12 protein-coding genes and 1 tRNA gene are annotated in these 18036 nt (G+C 70.9%); 6 read left to right on the top strand and 7 right to left on the bottom strand.

The genetic code is table 11. The features are described 5' to 3' along the window. Positions 1 to 119: 119 nt before the first annotated feature. From MHY49_RS00595 to MHY49_RS00580, 4 genes are all read right to left on the bottom strand, one after another. A complete protein-coding gene (locus MHY49_RS00595; protein ID WP_239201690.1) occupies positions 120 to 1421 on the bottom strand; it encodes a J domain-containing protein in 1302 nt (433 codons plus the stop codon). A gap of 512 nt (positions 1422 to 1933) precedes the next feature. After that, positions 1934 to 2368, bottom strand: a complete 435-nt coding sequence (locus MHY49_RS00590) for a hypothetical protein (RefSeq protein ID WP_239201688.1) — start codon at positions 2366 to 2368, stop codon at positions 1934 to 1936. Positions 2369 to 2450: 82 nt separating this feature from the next. Further along, on the bottom strand, positions 2451 to 3158 hold the full coding sequence (locus tag MHY49_RS00585) for a hypothetical protein (protein ID WP_239201686.1): 708 nt from the start codon (positions 3156 to 3158) through the stop codon (positions 2451 to 2453). 45 nt (positions 3159 to 3203) lie between these two features. Continuing rightward, complete coding sequence (locus MHY49_RS00580; protein ID WP_239201683.1) at positions 3204 to 3767, bottom strand: hypothetical protein; 564 nt, start codon at positions 3765 to 3767, stop codon at positions 3204 to 3206. A gap of 440 nt (positions 3768 to 4207) precedes the next feature. Between MHY49_RS00580 and MHY49_RS00575 the strand changes: the two genes are divergently transcribed. The 4 genes from MHY49_RS00575 (at position 4208) to xerC (ending at position 9769) form a co-directional block, all read left to right on the top strand. After that, positions 4208 to 6004 (top strand): helix-turn-helix domain-containing protein, encoded by a 1797-nt coding sequence (locus MHY49_RS00575; RefSeq protein ID WP_239201680.1) that lies wholly within the window; start codon positions 4208 to 4210, stop codon positions 6002 to 6004. A gap of 39 nt (positions 6005 to 6043) precedes the next feature. After that, entirely contained in the window at positions 6044 to 7033 is a 990-nt protein-coding gene (locus MHY49_RS00570) for a CPBP family intramembrane glutamic endopeptidase (protein ID WP_239201677.1), read from the top strand. Positions 7034 to 7080: 47 nt separating this feature from the next. Further along, entirely contained in the window at positions 7081 to 7953 is an 873-nt protein-coding gene (locus tag MHY49_RS00565) for a hypothetical protein (protein ID WP_239201675.1), read from the top strand. 649 nt (positions 7954 to 8602) lie between these two features. Continuing rightward, positions 8603 to 9769 carry a tyrosine recombinase XerC gene (gene xerC / locus MHY49_RS00560; RefSeq protein ID WP_239201673.1) on the top strand — a complete coding sequence of 389 codons (1167 nt, stop codon included), beginning with the start codon at positions 8603 to 8605 and terminating at the stop codon, positions 9767 to 9769. 81 nt (positions 9770 to 9850) lie between these two features. On the opposite strand, the gene MHY49_RS00555 is transcribed toward xerC, so the two are convergent. Beyond that, positions 9851 to 9923 (bottom strand) — tRNA-Arg (locus MHY49_RS00555). 150 nt (positions 9924 to 10073) lie between these two features. Here MHY49_RS00555 and MHY49_RS00550 point away from each other — a divergent pair. Next, positions 10074 to 11045, top strand: coding sequence for a nucleoside hydrolase (locus tag MHY49_RS00550; RefSeq protein ID WP_239201670.1), 972 nt, complete (start codon positions 10074 to 10076; stop codon positions 11043 to 11045). Between the two features lie 11 nt (positions 11046 to 11056). Next, positions 11057 to 12091: an NAD-dependent epimerase/dehydratase family protein gene (locus MHY49_RS00545; protein ID WP_239201667.1), complete on the top strand. Its 1035-nt coding sequence runs from the start codon at positions 11057 to 11059 to the stop codon at positions 12089 to 12091. On the opposite strand, the gene MHY49_RS00540 is transcribed toward MHY49_RS00545, so the two are convergent. Together MHY49_RS00540 and MHY49_RS00535 are read right to left on the bottom strand one after the other, a co-directional pair. Continuing rightward, positions 12081 to 13088 carry a DNA-formamidopyrimidine glycosylase family protein gene (locus MHY49_RS00540; protein ID WP_239201663.1) on the bottom strand — a complete coding sequence of 336 codons (1008 nt, stop codon included), beginning with the start codon at positions 13086 to 13088 and terminating at the stop codon, positions 12081 to 12083. The genes MHY49_RS00545 and MHY49_RS00540 overlap by 11 nt on opposite strands. Beyond that, the gene (locus MHY49_RS00535) at positions 13088 to 17935 is read right to left on the bottom strand and encodes an ATP-dependent helicase (protein WP_239201660.1); all 4848 of its coding nucleotides are present in this window, start codon (positions 17933 to 17935) and stop codon (positions 13088 to 13090) included. Before MHY49_RS00535 ends, MHY49_RS00540 begins: the two co-directional genes overlap by 1 nt. Between the last annotated feature and the right edge of the window lie 101 nt (positions 17936 to 18036).

Raw genomic sequence — 18036 nt, 5'->3', positions numbered from 1 at the left:
GGATCACCGATCTGCGGATTCGGCGCCGGCTGGGTTACTTTCCTCCGATGAGGGACGAAGACCTAGCGACATAGACGCTCGGCTCGCTGCCGGCACCATGGTTCCTGGCCGCCCTTGGATCACAGCAGGATCGCCATGGCCTGCAGCGCCTGGCTGCGGAACAGGGTGTTCGGCTTGTCGAGGTGCGCGCCGGCCACGGAGCCCATCTCGTCGATGACCTGCGTGAGTGAACCGAAGGTGACCCCGTCCACCGTCGCCGCACGGGGCTGCGAGGAGACCATGCGCGTGGGGATCACGTAGCCCCGCACCTTGCCCGTCCGTCCGAACCGGGACTCGAGCGCCCGCATCTCGTCGCGCACCACGTTCCGATACACGCTCCCGTCCGCGATGAGGTCTGACCCCGCGATCTCCATACCGTCGGCGCCGATGGAGGGGATCGCCACCAAGTGCAGGGTGCGCCCGATCACTACCGCCACCTGAGACCGCACCGGGGAGGCGTCACGATGCGGGGTCACGCGGTCCGGCAGGAGGATCACACGGACGCCTTCGCGCTGGCCGAACGCACCGACGAGCGCGCCCAGGAGCCGATCGATGTCCGCCGGTCGCTCACCCAGAGAAGTCGCGCCGGCCTGCGTGATGAACGACGAGCGCATGATCTTGTCCCCGTCGGTGCGCCCGGACCGCGACAGCGCGATCACGAAGGACAGCCGCGTGGTGAGTGCGCTCGCGACCAGGCACAGCGGACTCCCAAGCATCGGCAGCGGTGTGCCTGCGTCCCGGTAGATCACCGCGGCCGCGGCGCCCGCGAGCACGAGCGTAGAGATGACGCCCCAGCGCGAGTGAAGCGCACGGAAGAACACGAGCGCCGACCACACGAGATGGATGCCGGCTCCGACCGCCAGCGCCGGCACGACATCGAGGATCCCCACCCGCGCGAGGGGGAGCCCGATCGTTCGCGCCGCGGCGGCGCCCGCGAGCACCCACGCAAGGAACCCGAGCGCGAGCAGCACGCGTCGCACGATGTGGGGTGACCGTCGGAGGCGCGACCGGGCCGGTGCCTGGTCGTCTGGTGCGGTGTACCAGGACCCCCACGCGGTGGGGTCCGCGGTCATCATCGACACGTCCGGCACGTCGCGGTCGGGGCGGAAGACCTTCCGGCGGCCGCGAGTCGGCTCCGATGAGGGCGGAGGTGTCGGGGCGCTCGCACTGGAGGACCGCTCGTAGAAGAGGGTGCGGTCGTACTTCGCGCGCCGCTCCGCGTTCGACAGCACATTGAACGCTGAGCTCACCTGCTTCGCGAGCTCATCATTGCCGCCGGCGTCACCGTGCAGCGCTCTCATCTGCGCCCGGAAGGCCGCAGTGATCTCAGACCGAGAAGCGTCGGGGGCGACGCCGAGCAGTTCGTAGTGCGTGATGGCCATGGTGGTCCTCCTGCCTGGGCACTCTGCGCTCCCCAGTGGGCGGGCAGGCGCTGCCGCGGGCCGTTCAGGCGAACGGGCGGATCCGCGTGGCGTCGGCGAGCATGCAGGATGCGATTCGCATCGCGTCTCCTGTGGCCTGGGGCCCGACGGCGATGATCCCTGCCCACATGGCGACGACGAGGGTGCAGGGTCCGCCGTTGCCCCTGATGCTCGGATCCCCAGACTCGACGAGTTCCTGGAGATGGTGTCGGATATTCAAGAGGTCTCGGGAGAGGACAGCCTCGGTCAGAGCACGCATTGCAGGGCCTTCCGCAGGGGTGGACGCTCACCCTCTCCAGTGGGCGGGAAGGCTCTTTTGCGGGACATTCTGCGCACCGTGACCAGCATCGATGTATTCGAATTGGTCGTTTCGGGTAGGCTTCCAATGTCGTCGGCGGATGGGGCCATGACAGGGTATGCACGAAACCCCAGGGAGATGATCTCCCTGGGGTTTCGCCTTTGCCGGAGGAGCCCTACGCCGCGAATGCGGGGAGTGCTCCGAGGCGAGCATCGACCTGTTCGACGGCGCCGCGCGGCGCGTTCGGATGCGACGCCAGGTAGCGGAGGGTCGACTCCGATGCGGCGGGGGCCGAGGTGACGTGGTAGATCGCGTTGCGGTCGCTGAGGCGGCGGGCGATCCGGTCGATGAACTCGGCCGAGAGGTCCGTGCGGCGGGTGGCGGGGTAGGTCAGCCAGCGCTCGTCGACGTCGACGAGGTGCTCGAGGGTGTGCTCGGCTGCCGCCGGGTTGTGCGCGATCTTCATGAGGACGCTGGTGGGCGCGCCGCTGCGTGCGAGGGCGTCCAGAGTCTCGGGGTCGTCGCTGAACTCGGCGGCCGCGTGCACTCGGTGAGCGGTAGTCGGGTCGTCCAGCAGTGCGATGTCCGCGTCGTCAGCGAGGTGGGCCATGGCCATTCCCTTCGTGAGGAGTCCCGGCATCTCCGGATGACTCTTCAGTGGGCGGGATGGGTCCACCGCGGGACGGCGCCGTCTACCGAGGGTCGCGTCGCAGATCGAGGCCGAGCGTGCGTTCCATGTGGGTGATGGCGTTGCGCAGTGACCGGCGGTCCAAGGGCGTGGAGGCCATCGTGCATCGCTTGCCCTGGTAGACGGCTTCGATGTGGCCGCCTCCCGTGCGGGACACCTCTGCGCCGCGGTCGCGCAGGACGTTCCAGAGCTCGGGGACACTGGTGGGGTATCTCGTGCCGCTGCCGCCGTGGTGCCGGGGGACGGGTTCGCTGTCTCGTGGTCGTCTCGTGTACGCCCGTCGCGAGTCCATGACGGACATGATCACGTGATCGCGAAGGCCGACGACGATGGCGTGGTCGCCTCGGACAATGACCGCTGCGACGCCTCTCTGGTCGACCCATTCGTCCTCGGGATCATCGAGGATGTGGGCGAGGTCCCTGCGGTCCAATCCGAGGCGTGCCATGTGCGGGACTGCAGTGTCGAAGATGGCGAGCTCTTCGGGCGCCGATGCGTTCGGGAGGTTGGGGCTGTCCGGCGTTGCGGGTTTCGGAGAGGTGGGGCGTGCGGCGAACGGGGTCGCCGGCGTGGATTCTTGGGGCGGTGAGAGCAGGGTCCGAAGCTGGTCGACCTCCGTGCTGTTCAGGTCGAGTGCGATGGTCGCGGCGGGGGATAGCCGGAGTTTGAGATGGGCGCCCGTTCCGTTCCAGTGGATGGTGAATCGTTGCTCCATCGGGGCTCCTTCGGCGACAGGTGCGTCGGGGTGTTCGGGCGCTGCTCAGGCTTCGAGGGTGAGTATCGCGCCGCCTGTTCCAACGCGTGCTCTCCGCCCGAGCCATCGGTGGTCACCGGCCGCTTTGGGTGGGCGATCCGTGAGGTCGGTCAGGCGTGTCTCGAGGGAGATGATGATCGTCCGAGCGTAGATCTCGCGGCCGCGCCGGTCGGTGCGGAGCGCGACGGGCTCGCCGAGTGCGTCGATCCGTCCGGTGGCGATGATGAAGGAGCGGACGGCGACGAGGACTTCTCGCCCGAGGTAGGCGGCGGGGACCCGGTGCGGCCCTTCCAGCGCCTGCTCGAGCTGACTGTCGCTCATGTCTGCGATGCGCAGGGTCATGGGGTCGAGGTCGAGGCGCGTGACGAGGTGCCTGGGCTCGTCGGTCGCCTTGGCGGTGACTTCCCCACTGCTCGCGAGCGCCCGGACGGAGTCGAGGTCGAGGCGGGGGATCAGTCCGTGGTCAACGAGGTGCGCGAGGGAGGCCCTGTCGGTGCGGGCGATGCGGGCGGCGAGTGCCACCGGGAGCTGCTCGTCCAGATCGGGCTTCGTGCTGCGGATGGTCGGCATGAGTCCATGATCTCATGCGCCCTGCCACCAGTGACCAGTGCACAGATCCTGCCGTCCACTGCGATTCGGCTCGGCGGGCGCCACGTGCGTGCCGCTCGCTCCACGCGAACCGTTGACAAAGGCGGGGCGCGCAATCCTGTCGGCCCGAAGGGATGCCGTTGTCCGATAACCGCCATTATCGGACGTTGATTACGTGACGATTTCAGTCGGCAACTGCAGAGCGTCGCGCCGCGTTGTACTGACACTCATTTCTAGACCACCGGGCAGTATCTGCGCATCCTTCAGATCACGCTGACTGGACGTATATCGTCCGCCCACCCGCCTCTCCTTGCTGGCGTCGACGGGGCCGGCCGTGCACGCAGGGTTCCCCGAAACCCCGAGAGTATCGCTAGCGGTAGCCCTGACGTGGTAGGCTGAGGTGAACGTACTGAGAGGAAGGTATGTCCAGAAACCAGCTCATCTCCGCCGCCCTCCGTCTCTTCCGGCCCGAACCGCCGATGCGCGCTGCGGAGGCTGCCGAGATGCTCGGCGTCTCCGTCGAGCGCATTCGCCAGTACTCGGGAAGCGGAGAGCTTGATCGTGCCGATGTCGGAGGCAGAGACCTCTTCGTCACCGCCTCCAGCGTCCGCCGGCGTCTGGCGCGAATCCAGAATCGGGGCCACGAGGCGATCAGTACCCTCGCCCTCACCGAGATCCCGCAGGCAGGATCCCCACTTCCGCTGATCTACGACCGCCTCGCGACAGGATTCCTCTACCCCAGCGGGACGCCCCGCGAAACGCCGGTCCACCTGAGGGCATGGGCTGACGATGAGCTCGCCGTCGTACTCGTCGCCAGCTGCGCCGACACGTTCTACACCGGGTTGCTCGACGCTGCCGCTACGGACACCGCGGCGGCCGTCTTCTCCCTACTCCCTCACCTTCGCCCGGAACGCACCGCGGTGCTCGCTCTCGAGGGGAACCCCTTCCAGGGGGCCAACGCGTACATGCTGATGGACTCCGTCCTGACGGTCAGAAACAGCACGGGTGATTCCCCCAGCTTCGAAGACCCCATCCGCAGCATCGTGGACTTCGAAGCGCTCGCGGAGAAGATCGGGCAGCGGCCCGTGATCTTCCACCGCAGCGCGTACACGCCTGAGAACGTGGAGACGTTCACCCGCACCGGGCGACCCGTCACGGCCCCCTGGGACCCAGACGAGCACCTCACCCGCGAGGAGAATCTGCACGCCCTCGCCGGCTACACGAGCCCTGCTGCAGCGCTGATCCGAGACCTGCTCCTCGACGGGTCCCGGATGCTCTCCAACCGCCCCTCTCCATCCGCACGTGACGGCGAGCTGGACGGCCTCACGTACCCCTGGACCCCTCAAGGCAGCGTCCTGCAGCGCCAGCACGCAAGCCCCGAGACGGTGGACGAGATCCAGCGGCGGTTCGCCAACCAGCCCGACGGCCTTCGCTTCACACCGCGTCAGGCAGAGGAGTCGTACCGGCTGCTCGTCGACGCCGCGAACGATGCCGGGACGTTCGGACGCGACCCCGACCCGCTCATCGAACGCCTCGCGAGTTCGACGCTCGGCGGCATCGTCCTGCGCACCGACGTCGAAGACCATGACGTCGACGCCCTTATAGACCTCCGGCGCTCCCTCGAGGAGCGATACCCACTGCGGCCCATCGTCGAGCGCACCATCGACGCCCTGCACACCGACCCGGTGATGTCCGAGTACGCCGACGGCTTCACCCCGCATGAGACCGCCAGCGACCTGCAGCCCCACGAGCGGGCACACATCGCCCAGGCGACCTCGCACTGGCGTGATGAGGATCTGCAGCTGGGCCGTGACCTGTTCGGCCGGCCTGCGGCACTCTCGTCCCGATCCGATCGCCGCCGACTGCTCGTGCTCGAGGACACCCGCCAAGTCCCCGAGATCCGGGTGTCCGACGAGATCGTCAGCGGCGCCCTCGGCGGGGACATCGACGACGTCTCCCTCCTCGTCCGTCGCGACGGACGGCTGGTCGGGATGATCCCCATCGACGCGCGGGCACGATCCGGCCACAACCTCGGCTATCCCGGAGGTGGTCCGGTCGACGCATCCACAGCACTCTCCCGAGCCCTACTGCGCTCAGGATTCAGCGCCGAGCAGGCCGATGCGCCGGCCCTTGAGCGCTTGACGACGGACCGTTCTCTGCGCGATCGAGGTCGCCTCGAGATCGCCGTGCGGGATCTGTGCGAACGCGCCGCGTCCTGAACCTGGAGCGATGACCCTTCGCGAGAGGAGCACCGGCACATGTCAGACACCCGCCAGTGGACACGTCGACCCCGCCGGGACGTGAAGCTGCGCCTCTGGACCCTCCGACAGGCCCGCAGGCAGCGACAGCTGGCCCTCCCCGATGGCGCCCACATATCCCCCGTGCTCGCGTGGGTCGTCGTGTTGGGCCTCTACGGCGTGAAGTGGTGGCGCGGCATCATCAACGCGGCCGAATACCTCCAGACACACGAGGGTCCGGACCCCATCACCTTGTGGGACTCCGCGCTCTACCTGGGCGAAGCACTGGCCATGCTCGCCCTAGGCGTCATAGTCCTCGGCGCCCTCGCCGACGCCGTCAAGCTGCCCCGCGCCGCCGTCGGTTTGGAGCCGTCGACGTACAGCGGATGGAGGCTCGCGGCCTGCCTGTACGGGGCGTGGACCGTTGCGAACCTCGTGCAGGTCGTGATTTCGATCCTCACGTCGTCGGTCCCCATCATGCCGCCGCGCGGGCACTACCCGACACCTGTCCACACCAGCGCTGCCGCGGGTCTCGTCGATATCCCCGCTTCCGCCCTCTCCGGAGCCGTCGAGGAGCTCGTTGTTCTGGCGATCCCCGTCGTGGCGCTCAGGGCGGCCGGCTATCGCTGGCTCACGGTGTACGCGGTAGCTGTGATCCTCCGGTGCGCCTTCCACATCTACTACGGCGTCTCGGCGATCCCGGGTTTCGTCGTATGGTCCCTCTTGCTGGTCATGCTCTACCACCTCTTCGGACGGATCTGGCCGCTGTTCCTCGCGCATGCCGCCAACAACGCGCTCTCGATGTCGGCAGCGGTCGTCGGCGAGTTTGCGCCTCGTTTCCAGCACGTGGCGGACGCAATCAATGTCGCCGGCAAGCTCGTACCAGCCGCCCTCGGACTCGTCGTCCTTCTGTTCCTCCTGAGCATGCGCACGCTTCTCGTCAAAGCTCGCCCCTCCAGAGACCAGGCGCCGCGCACGGAGGGCAAGGGGCGTTTGAGACACTGGTCGTAGGCACTCAGCGAAGAAGAGACCGCACTTGAATCTCGAAGGAGCGCCAGATGACACACCCCGCAGGCGGCGTTCCAGAGCTCGCCGCGCCCGGTCCGGTCCCGGACAAGGTCACAGAGCCCGCGTTCACGGCGGCCCTGGGGAGGTTCTTCAGCGCGACTCGGGGGCAGGCCGATCAGCGCGACCTTCGGCTGCTCGTGGCGAAGGCGCTTGCCGACTCGACCAGTTCGTCGTCGAGCCTGGGTGCCCGATGGGTGGAAGGCGACTCTTGGCACTGGGGGCTCAATGGTCCGCCAGCGCCTGACGTGGTGGCGACTGACGACGATGACACCCTCGCGCTCGTGATGAAGGTCAAAGGAGCCTGGGCGAAGCTCAATGCGACCAGCGCGAAAGCGGCGCGCCACGCGCGCAACAAGTCTGAGGCGCGACTCGATCAGTGGGAACGGGTGATGGACGCACGTTCCGCCGAGATCTTCAACCTCGCAGTGCCCCAGAACCCCGCATGGGATACGCCGCATCTCTTCGAACAGTGCAGAGCTGCTCAGGAGGAGTGCGCATGGCACACGGGTAGCGGCCGTGCCGGGGTGCACCAGGGCGATGCGTACGCCTCGCTGATCTCATACCTGCCCGACGGCGTCACGATCCCTGAGCCAGGGCTCGACGCAGTCGACTTCATCGCCCTTCTCCCTCGGACGGCATCCGCCCGCGCATGGGGCCAGCACCTCGTCTCCGCAGACCGTTGGCACGTCGCCTCTGTGGGCGACTTCCTCGCGCGCCTCGATGACGGTCGACGCCGACTCGCGTCGAGCCAGACAGCCTGGCTCGACCACCTACTGGGTATGGCACGGGTGCACTACGGCGACGTGCGACTCGCGGAGCTGTCCGACATCGAGCGCGCGTACGACGATGCCCGACGCTCGTGAATGATCGAGGGGAGACCGGGGCGGCTTCCTCGCACGCGTTCCGGGGACCGGCTGCGGATCAGAGATGCGACCCCAGCTCTAGGCATGTGCTGGAGTTCCGCGCTGCACGGGCACACAGTCGCCGTAGACGAGCGGCCTGATCGTCGCGCTACCGTGTCCCGGGGCCGGCGGGATCCTCCGAAGCGGAGACCTGTGCGACCTTGAGCAAGCGCGCGGGCAGTACTGTGTGTGCACAAAATTCACCCCCGGGCTCGTTGGCGCGAGCACCGGGGGCGAATCGAGAGTCGGAGGCGTCCGGGTGCGAACCGGAGCCGCTGGCAAGATCCCCGAGGAGGACCTTCAAGATGTCAGCCCCACGGTACTGGGGCCGCGAGTGCGCGGGCAAGCGTCCCTGCAGCGCTCGCGTGCTCGAGGTCGAAACGTGCATCTCTGGGCCTCGGCGGGCTGAGCACTCCAGCGCGCCCGACGTCTCGGTGTTGCGATGACTCGAAGGAGGACCCCGCCCGGAGCCACCACTCAGGTCTCCTTCCATGTGCGGACCGACGGCGGCCCCTGGCGGTCCGCTGACCCTGCAGACTCGGCGCTCTCGCGGGCCAAGCGCGGAAGGCAGTGGCGTGCACGGTGCCGGATGCGACTCGGGGATGGAACGATGACGCAACTGTCCAGGTCGGCGCAGACGCCGGCAATGGCGCAGGCTGAACTCGAGCAGGTCATCGAGGCCGAGCGCCGTTCGATCGCTGGCGACGACGTTTCCGTCCCAACACTCGGTGGCTTGGTTGAATGGGCGGTACAGCGGATCGAAGATGGCAGAGATACAAGCGTGCGCTCCTCCAACTCCCGGAGGACCTACCTGGGAGTCGCTGGCCGCTGGGCTGGCTACAAGCCCGGACACGCTACAGAGGACACGGGGCGGACGAGTCGCCTCAAGCGTTCGCGTGAATACTCGACTGCGCTCTACGGCCTTCCGATTGATCGCGTAACGCCCGCTGATCTGGCCGATGAGGTGGAACGTGTCGCCACTGCCGGAGGAGGAGCATCTCTGCCTCAGTTGCGCGCGATCTGGCGCAAGGCCACCGCACGCGGGGTCGCGCTGCGCCACATCTCTTCGGACCCTGCCGCCGGACTAAAGCTGCCTAGCCAGAGCGCAACCCGAGGCAAGCGTGTCTACAGCAACGGCTCGCCGCGACCGCGTGACAACTCGCTTTCCGGGGAACAGCTGGTGCTACTGCGCAGCAAGGTCAAGGAGCGCTATCCAAGGCAGCGGCTGGACGTCAGCGACCTGATCAACCTGGGGAGCTACACCGGCTTGCGAATCGCTGAGGCGAACTCGCTGCGCTGGGTCGACGTGCGCCTTGACGAAGAGCAGCCGTACTTGAGCATCGAGGGCCAGGTCTTCGGAGCCGGGGCCGACCGCTCGTGGGCTCCGCGCCTCAAGACGGAGTCGAGCCGGCGCACGGTGCCGCTTCCTCGTCCCGCGGCCGACTTGCTCCGTATCCGGCAGCAGGCGGCTCTCGAATCTCGAGTCTCGGAGAAGGGTCCAGCGGGTGCGGGAGCCGAGTTCGTGTTCCCTTCACAGACGGGCGGGGTTCCCGATCTTGCGACGACGACCAAGGCCGTCCGTCGGACGCTCGACCGGGCCGGGTTCCCCTGGGTGACGTTCCATACCCTTCGGCGGACGATTGAGCGTCAGCTGATGGATGCGGGTGTTGATCCGCGCATGATCATGGCGGTGATGGGACATGACCCGGCCACCTCGTGGTCGGCGTACGTCGATCGGAACGTCGATGTGAGCGACGTAGCGGCCGTGATCCGGTGATGCGACTCCTTGTGAAAGTCGTACTTAAATCGTACTTGGCGCGCCGAGAATGGTGCTGAATCGGTATACATGCAGGTCAGGTGCCCCCAGCAGGACTCGAACCTGCAACCTACGGATTAGAAGGCCGTTGCTCTATCCATTGAGCTATGGAGGCGTGCATCCGAGCCGGGCGCGCGGCGCACAGGTGCGGATGCGCCGACCAGTCTAGCCAGCACGAGCCTCTGCTCCTGACGCGCAGCAGGCGCATGACGTGCGACAGTGAAGCCCGTCCCCGCGCCTGTGCCCGCATCCCCTGGAGGTCCCGATGGCGACCCATCACATCCTGCTCGACGTCGACACCGGCGTGGACGACGCGATGGCGATCATGTTCGCCGTGCGCCACCAGGACATCGACGTGCGGGCGGTGACCTGCGTGGACGGTAACGTGCCGCTGCCGCGCGTCCTGCAGAACACCTGCCGGGTGCTCGACGCGCTCGGCGCCCCGCGGGACCTGCCGGTCGCGGCCGGGGCGTCGCGGCCCCTTCTCGAGGCGCCGCGCGATGCTGCGCAGGCCCACGGGGCCGACGGACTGGGCGGGATCTCGCTCCCGCACAGTGATCGTCCCGTCTCCGATCTGCACGCCGTCGAGCTCATGCGCCGGACGATCGAGGCCTCCGACGAGCCACTCACCCTGGTCGCCCTCGCGCCGCTCACGAACGTCGCGCTGCTGCTGCGCATGTACCCCGAGACCGCGGCGCGGCTGCCGGGCATCGTGCTGATGGGCGGCTCCGCCTCGGTCGGGAACGCGACCGCGGTCGCCGAGTTCAACGTGTGGCACGACCCGGAGGCCGCGCGCATCGTCTTCGAGAGCGAGCTGCCCGTGCGCATGTACGGCCTCGACGTCTTCGACCGGGTGGGGCTCGACGAGGAGTCCGTGGCGCGGCTCGCGGCGAGCACCGACCCCTTGACCACTGCGCTCGGAGAGCTGCTGGACTTCTGGCTCCGCGACGAGGACGGCCTGCCCGGTGGCCCGGAGGCGGCGCGCATCGGCGACGCCGGCGCCGTCTGCTCGCTCGTCGCCCCCGATCTCATGGACATCCGCACCCTGCCGGTGCGCGTCGAGACGGCGGCCGGCCCCGCACGGGGTCAGACCGTCGTCGACCGCAGACGCGGCCCCGGAGAGGACGCCGAGCACGGGCTCGCGGACACAGGGAAGCACGTGCAAGTGGTCCTCGGGGCGCAGGAGGATGCTGTCGCCCGACTGTTCCTCGAGACCGTCGCACCCCTCGACGCCTGATGGAGGCCACCATGCCGGCACAGCGCATCCTCGTCACCGGCGGCTCCGGATTCATCGCCGGCCACTGCCTCCTGCAGCTGCTCGACGACGGATACCGGGTCCGTGCCACCATGCGCTCCCTCGAGAAGGAGGCGCGCGTGCGCTCCGAGCTCGAGGCGGCCGGCCTCACCCGCGGCGAGGCACTCGAGTTCGCCGCGGCGGACCTCACCTCCGACGACGGCTGGGAGCGCGCCCTGGACGGCGTCGACGCCGTCCTCCACGTCGCCTCCCCGGTCATGCCGGGTCACGTGGAGGACGAGGCCCGGCTCGCGGCCACGGCCCGCGAGGGAACCCTGCGGGTGCTGCGCGCGGCCCGTGACGCCGGGGTGCAGCGTGTGGTCCTCACCTCCGCCTTCCACGCCGTGAGCTGGGGGCACGCCGACACGGGCCGGGTCTTCACCGAGGAGGACTGGACGGTGCTCGACGGGCCCGGGTCCGACGCCTACGCCCGCTCGAAGACCCTCGCCGAGCAGGCAGCCTGGGAGTTCGCCCGCAGCGAGCCGGGCGCCCCGGAGCTCGTGACCATGCTGCCTGTCGCCGTCATGGGCCCGCTGCTGAGTGCGGGAGCCTCGGGCGCCAACCACGTGGTCCTGAGCCTCCTGCAGGGCGCCATCCCGGCGAGCCCGCACCTGTTCTTCCCGATCGTCGACGTGCGCGACGTCGCCCGCGCCCATGTGCTCGCGCTGCAGACCCCGTCGGCCGCGGGGCAGAGGTACCTGCTGTCCGACGGGCCGGCGCTCGAGATGCTGGAGGTCGCACGGATCCTGCGCGAGCACCTCGGCGAGGCCGCCGCGAAGGTCCCCACCCGCTCGCTGCCCAACGCGGTGGTGCGGTTCGCGGGGCTGTTCTCCCGTCAGATGCGCGCCATCGTCGCCGACCTCGGCGTCGCCAAGCGCACCTCCCACGAGAAGGCGGCCCGCGAGCTCGGCTGGGAGCCGCGGCCCGCACAGGACGCGATCCTCGACGCCGGGCGCAGCATGATCGCCCAGGGGCTCGTCAGGTCCTGAACCCGCGCTGCCGCGGCGCTCGGGAGCCCGCGGCGGCACCCTGTCCTCTCCGCTCGTTCTGCTCCGCGGCGCCGGCTTGGCAGCGCGGGCACACGAATATCACGCGCCCCTCGGAGCCCTCGATCTCCGGTTCGAGCAGCTCACCGCGCTGGATGCGGGCGCCGCAGCGGCGGCACGGCTCGCCGGCGCGCCCGTAGACCCACAGGTCGCCGCGCCGGCCCATCATCCCGCCGGTCGTCATCCGCACCGCACGGTCCGTGTTCACCGTGAGCAGGCGCCGCGCGAGATCGACCATGCCGGGCAGGTCCGCGACCTCGCGCAGCGGGGCCGACGGGTGGATCCGATGGAGGAAGCACAGCTCGCAGCGATAGATGTTGCCGATCCCGGCGAGGTTCCGCTGATCCAGCAGGGCGAGTCCGACGGGCCGCTCGGGGCGTGCACGCAGGTTCTCGAGCGCCCGCGCACGCAGCTGTTCGGACCAGTCGGGGTCGAGCAGGTCGGGGCCCAGGTGGCCGATGAGCTCGCCCTCGTCCGCCGTGCGCAGCAGGCGCACCTGCTTCACGTCGTACCCGACCGCGCGGACCTCGCGGCCGTCGTCCCGGATCGCCTCGAGCACCACGCGGGCGGTGTGCCAGGGACGCGGGCCGGCGCTCGTGTCGCTCGAGCGCAGGGAGATGCCGTCGACGTGCCAGATCCCGTCCATCATCAGGTGGCTGTGCAGGGTCAGCGGCTCCGCCGTCCGCGTGGACGTGCCCGGACCGGTGGACGTGCCCGGGCCAGTGGACGTGCCCGAGCCGGTGGGCGCGCCCGGACCGGCGGGCGGGAGCAGCCGCAGCAGCAGGTGCTTGCCGCGCGGGACCACCTCGCTCACGCTACATCCGCGCAGGTCCGCGGTCGCGGCGCTCGGCACCCGCAGGTCGCTGCGGGTGATCTCGGCGCCGGCGAGGGCCTCGTGGAGGATCCGGCACTGGCGGAAGACGGTGTCGCCCTCGGGCATCAGCGGCCTCCCGCGCGCAAACGCAGCGACCGCGGGGAGCGGTAGCAGCCGGCGTCGACGAGCGCCCGGGTCACGTGGGCGACCTCCGCGTCCTCGAGCCCGTGCCCGACGATCCGCTCCACCTGCAGCTGCGGCAGCAGGGAGTCGTCGCGGATCGCGCGGGCGAGCTGCTCGGCCACCAGCGGCGTGGCGTCCTCGCCGGCCCACCACAGCAGGCTCTTGCCGCCGCGCTCCACGAACGCGGCGACCTCGCCGTCGACGAGGACGACGAGCGTCCCGGCGCGGCGCGCCGGTCGCGCGGTCGTCCCCTCGGGCGGGGCGATCGGCAGGGCCGGCCAGGGCAGGGCGGCGCCATAAGGGTTCGCCGGATCGGTCGCGGCGAGCACGAGGGTCGAGGGCCCAGCGGTGTCGTCGCGCGCATCCGGGACCGCGTGCCGCCGCGCCTCCGCCTCGTGCTCGCGGTCGCGCAGCAGGTCCACGGCCTCCACGGGCGCGAACTGCGAGGCGCCGAGGCCGTCCACGAAGTAACCGCGCCGACAGCTGCCGGCCTCCTCGAGCGCCGAGAGCACCCGATAGACGCCCGCGAAGGAGCCGGGCACGTCCTCGACGTCCATCGCTCCGCGGGTGAGGACGCCGTGGCGGTCGAGCAGCAGCGTCGCGAGCGCCGCGGACCGGGCCGAGGGCTCGACCGCCTCGACCCGCAGCGCCGACCAGCGCCCCGCGCCGACCGGCCCTGTGACCAGCTGCGACGGCTCGGCGGCGCCCTGTCGCATCATGGCCGCCGAGAGCCGCGCCGCCCCGCGCCGGGTGAGCGGACGCGAACGGCCCGAGCGGCCGGCGCCTCCGGAGCGCCCCGCGCCGCGGGACGGTGCGGGACCCAGCGCATAGGTCCGCAGCGCCTCGAAGGAGTCGTTGGTGACGAGACCGGCGAAGGCGAGGTCCCAGAGGGCCTCGTGCACGTCCTGCGGGCGGGCGGCCTCGCCCGCCTCGTCCCCTGCATCGCTCGCGAGCGCGGTGAGGATCTCTCCGTGCCGCAGCGCGCCCGGGGTCGCGCGCAGCAGCGCGAGCACGCGGGCGGGCAGCGATCCCTCGACGAGCGCGGGCGCGGACTCCTCGAGGGCACCCGCATCCAGGCCCAGGGGGAGCGCGTCGGCCAGATGGAGGCGCACCCACCCGTCGGCCGACCCGAGCCGGCCGTGCCCGGACCAGACCACCTCGCCGGAGGCGAAGGCGGCGTCGAGGACGGCGGGGGAGAAGTCCGGGAGGCGCGCGGGCAGGATCTGGGTCTCCCAGGCGGTCAGCGGCAGGGAGACGCCCGCGAGCTGGTCGATCACCGAGAGCAGGCCATCGGCCCCGCGCCAGTCGGCCCGGGCCCGGCGGCCGTCGGGGCGCCGCGCCGGCAGGTGCTGCCAGTCGGAGAGGAAGCGCGCGTAGACGGGGTGGGGGACGGGGGCGATGTCCTTGCGCGAGGCGGCCAGGGAGGCGCGGCGGATGCGCCGCAGCATCTGGGCGTCCACCCACTCCTCGCCCTCGCGGCCGGGGGTGAACTCGCCCTGTTGGAGGATCCGCTCGGCAGTGAGCTGCTCGAGGGCCGTGCGCGCGACCCCGGGTGCCAGGTCGAAGGCGTCGACGAGGTCCGACGGGGTGAAGGGGCCGCGGCTGCGCGCCCAGCGCGAGACGAGGTCCGCGACCGCCCGCGGCACGGCGGCCAGGTGCGCCTCGGGGATCCCGGGCGGCAGCGCGGCCCCGAGCGCGTCGCGCAGGAGTCCCGCGTCCTCGATCGCGGCCAGGTGCTCGACGCCGCCGATGCGCACGGCGACGGCGCGGCGCGCGTCGACCAGCTCGCGGCCGATCTCGGCGGCGCGGTCCTCCGCGCCGTCCCCCGCGGGGTCGTCCGACTCCGCGAGCCGCGCGGCGATCTGCGCGAGCGTGAGCGGGCCGAGGCGGCGCAGGGCGTCGGCTGCGTCCTCGGCGCCGCGCAGCGGACGCTCCCCGTCGAGGCCCTGCGCGCGGCGCTCGACGTCCTCGATCACGCGCGCGTCCAGCAGCTCCCGCAGGCTCACGCTCCCCAGCAGCTCCGCGAGCAGCGACTGGTCCAGGGCGAGGGCGGCGGTGCGGCGCTCGGCGAGCGGGGCGTCGGTGTCGTAGATGAACTGGGCGAGGTAGCCGAACAGCAGGGACCGCGCGAAGGGCGAGGGGGAGTCCGTCTCGACCTCCCGCACCTGCACGCGGCGCCCGGCGACCCCGCGCATGAGCTCGACCAGGGCGGGGAGGTCGTAGACGTCCTGCAGGCACTCCCGCGCCGCCTCGAGCATGATCGGGAACTGCGGATAGGGGCGGGCCACCTCGAGCAGGTGGCCGGCCCTCTGGCGCTGCTGCCACAGCGGCGCCCGCGAACGCGGGTCGCGGCGCGGCAGCAGCAGGGCCCGGGCAGCGCACTCGCGGAACCTGGCGGCGAACAGGGCGGAGGTGCCGACGAGCCGCCGCACCTCCTCCTCGATCTCCTCGGGCGTGAACACGAACAGGTCCGCCCCGGGAGGGTCCTCGCCGTGGGGGATGCGCAGCACGATGCCGTCGTCGGCCGCCATCACCTGGCCGTCCAGCCCGTACCGCTCCTCGACGCGGGCGCCGACGGCGAGGGCCCACGGCCCGGTGATCCGCTGGCCCAGCGCGCAGTGCAGGACCACCCGCCAGTCGCCGAGCTCGTCGAGGAAGCGCTCGATCACCAGCTGGTCCGGGCCGGGGACGACCCCGGTGGCCTGCTGCTGCTCGGCGAGATGGTCGACGACGGCGCCGCGCGCGTTCTCGTCGAGGCCGAGGGAGCCCAGGCGCTCGCGGGCGGTCTCGTCCGGGAGGGCCGCGAGCTCGGCCTGCATGCTCGCGATCGCACGGCCCAGGGTCGCCGGCCGTCCGGCCGCCTCGCCGTGCCAGAAGGGGATGCGGCCGGTGAGGCCGAAGGCGGGGGAGACGGTGACGCGGTCGGCAGTGATCTCCTCGATCCGCCAGCTCGAGGTGCCCAGCGTGATGACGTCCCCGCGGCGGGACTCGTAGACCATCTCCTCGTCGAGCTCGCCCACCCGGCGCGGCTGGGTGTCCCCCTCGGCCGCGACCAGGTGCACCGGGTAGAGGCCCCGGTCGGGGATGGTGCCGCCGCTGGTGACGACGAGCCGCTGCGCGCCGGGCCGGGCCTGCAGGGTGCCGGACTCGTGGTCGTGCACCAGCCGCGGCCGCAGCTCCGAGAAGGCGGTCGAGGGGTACCGGCCGGCGAGCAGGTCGATCGTCTGGTCGAAGGCCGATCGCGGCAGCGAGCGGTAGGGGTGGGCCTCGCGGACCAGGTCGAACCAGTCCTCGACGTCCAGGTCCTCCGCGAGGGCCGCCGAGAGGGTGTGCTGGGCGAGCACGTCCAGGGCGTTGCGAGGCACCGCGAGCGGCTCGATGCGCCCCTCGACGGCCTCGTGCACGGTCACCGCCGCGCGCAGCACGTCGGAGGCATGCAGGGGATGGAGGATCCCCTGCGAGGTCGCGCCGACGTCGTGCCCGGCCCGGCCGATGCGCTGCAGAAGGCTCGAGACGCTGAACGGCGTCTCCACCTGGATCACCAGGTCCACCGACCCCATGTCGATGCCGAGCTCGAGGGAGGACGTCGCCACCACGCAGCGCAGCGCCCCGGACTTCAGCTGGTCCTCGATGCTCGCGCGGATCTCCTTGGACATCGAGCCGTGGTGCGCACGGGCCACGTCCTCGATCTCGTCGGGGGAGACGGCGAGGTCCTCGGGTGCGCGGGCCACGAGATCGGAGTCCGCCTCGGCCCCGAGCACACGGGCCGCCTCGTCGCCGACGACCTGCCTGCGGTGCAGGGTGTTGAGCTTCGACGTGAGGCGCTCGGCCTGGCGACGGGAGTTCGTGAACACGATCGTCGAGCGATGGGCGAGGACCTCCGCGAGGACGGCCCGCTCCACGTGCGGCCAGATCGTCCCGGACACGTCGTCCTCGTCGACCGCGTCCGCGGGCGGGTCGATCGCGGACAGGTCCGGCACGGGCAGGCGCACGCCGATGTCCCAGGTCTTGGCCGACGGCGGACGCACCACCTGCACCTCCCCGCCCCGTCGGCCCGCCCCGCCCAGGAACGCGGCGACCTCGTCGACCGGTTCCACGGTCGCCGAGAGCCCGATCCTCTGCGCGGGATGCTCGAGCATCGCGTCGAGCCGCGCGAGGGAGAGCGCGAGGTGCACGCCGCGCTTGGTGCCCGCGACCGCGTGGACCTCGTCGACGATCACGGTGCGCACGCCGGCGAGGGTCTCGCGCGCGGACGAGGACAGCATGAGGAACAGCGACTCGGGGGTCGTGATGAGGATGTCCGGCGGGCGGGTGAGCAGACGCCGCCTCTCGGCGGGCGGGGTGTCCCCCGTGCGCACGCCCACCCGCAGCTCACGGTGCTCGAGCCCGAGGCGCTGTGCGGCGCGCATCGTCCCCACCAGCGGGGACGTGAGGTTCCGCTCGACGTCGACGCCGAGCGCCTTGAGCGGCGAGACATAGAGGACGGAGGTGGCCCCGGGGCGCTCGTCGCGGCCGAAGGCGAGATCGTCGATCGCGGTGAGGAAGGCGGCCAGGGTCTTGCCCGATCCGGTCGGGGCGACCACGAGCGTGTCCTCGCCGCGGCCGATCGCCTCCCAGGCGCCCTGCTGTGCGGGCGTGGGCGCGGCGAACGCCTCGGTGAACCAGGCGCGGGTCGCGGGCGAGAAGCGCTCGGGCACCGCAGAGGCGGCCGACGCCGGGGCGAAGTCCGTCCCGGGATCGGTCCCCGTGCCGGAGCCGCTGCCCCGATCAGCACCTCGTGCGCTCGCCATCGGGCCATTCTCGCAAGGCGGTCCGACGAACGGGGCCGGGTGTCGGAGACGGGTCGGCGCGCGCACGGCTGACCCGTGGCTGCGGCCGCGTCGACAACGGA

Source organism: Brachybacterium sp. ACRRE (assembly GCF_022346485.1).
GTDB lineage: Bacteria > Actinomycetota > Actinomycetes > Actinomycetales > Dermabacteraceae > Brachybacterium > Brachybacterium halotolerans.
The sequence above is the reverse complement of the archived record's forward strand: the minus strand, read 5'-3'. Positions and strand labels throughout refer to the sequence as shown.

Bases quoted from the DNA above. Each gene is read 5' to 3' on its own strand.
- MHY49_RS00545 (WP_239201667.1), top strand. From the start codon at position 11,057: ATGCCGGCACAGCGCATCCTCGTCACCGGCGGCTCCGGATTCATCGCC.
- MHY49_RS00565 (WP_239201675.1), top strand. From the start codon at position 7,081: ATGACACACCCCGCAGGCGGCGTTCCAGAGCTCGCCGCGCCCGGTCCG.
- MHY49_RS00540 (WP_239201663.1), bottom strand. From the start codon at position 13,088: ATGCCCGAGGGCGACACCGTCTTCCGCCAGTGCCGGATCCTCCACGAG.
- MHY49_RS00535 (WP_239201660.1), bottom strand. From the start codon at position 17,935: ATGGCGAGCGCACGAGGTGCTGATCGGGGCAGCGGCTCCGGCACGGGG.
- MHY49_RS00570 (WP_239201677.1), top strand. From the start codon at position 6,044: ATGTCAGACACCCGCCAGTGGACACGTCGACCCCGCCGGGACGTGAAG.
- MHY49_RS00590 (WP_239201688.1), bottom strand. From the start codon at position 2,368: ATGGCCCACCTCGCTGACGACGCGGACATCGCACTGCTGGACGACCCG.
- MHY49_RS00595 (WP_239201690.1), bottom strand. From the start codon at position 1,421: ATGGCCATCACGCACTACGAACTGCTCGGCGTCGCCCCCGACGCTTCT.
- MHY49_RS00585 (WP_239201686.1), bottom strand. From the start codon at position 3,158: ATGGAGCAACGATTCACCATCCACTGGAACGGAACGGGCGCCCATCTC.
- xerC (WP_239201673.1), top strand. From the start codon at position 8,603: ATGACGCAACTGTCCAGGTCGGCGCAGACGCCGGCAATGGCGCAGGCT.
- MHY49_RS00575 (WP_239201680.1), top strand. From the start codon at position 4,208: ATGTCCAGAAACCAGCTCATCTCCGCCGCCCTCCGTCTCTTCCGGCCC.
- MHY49_RS00550 (WP_239201670.1), top strand. From the start codon at position 10,074: ATGGCGACCCATCACATCCTGCTCGACGTCGACACCGGCGTGGACGAC.
- MHY49_RS00580 (WP_239201683.1), bottom strand. From the start codon at position 3,767: ATGCCGACCATCCGCAGCACGAAGCCCGATCTGGACGAGCAGCTCCCG.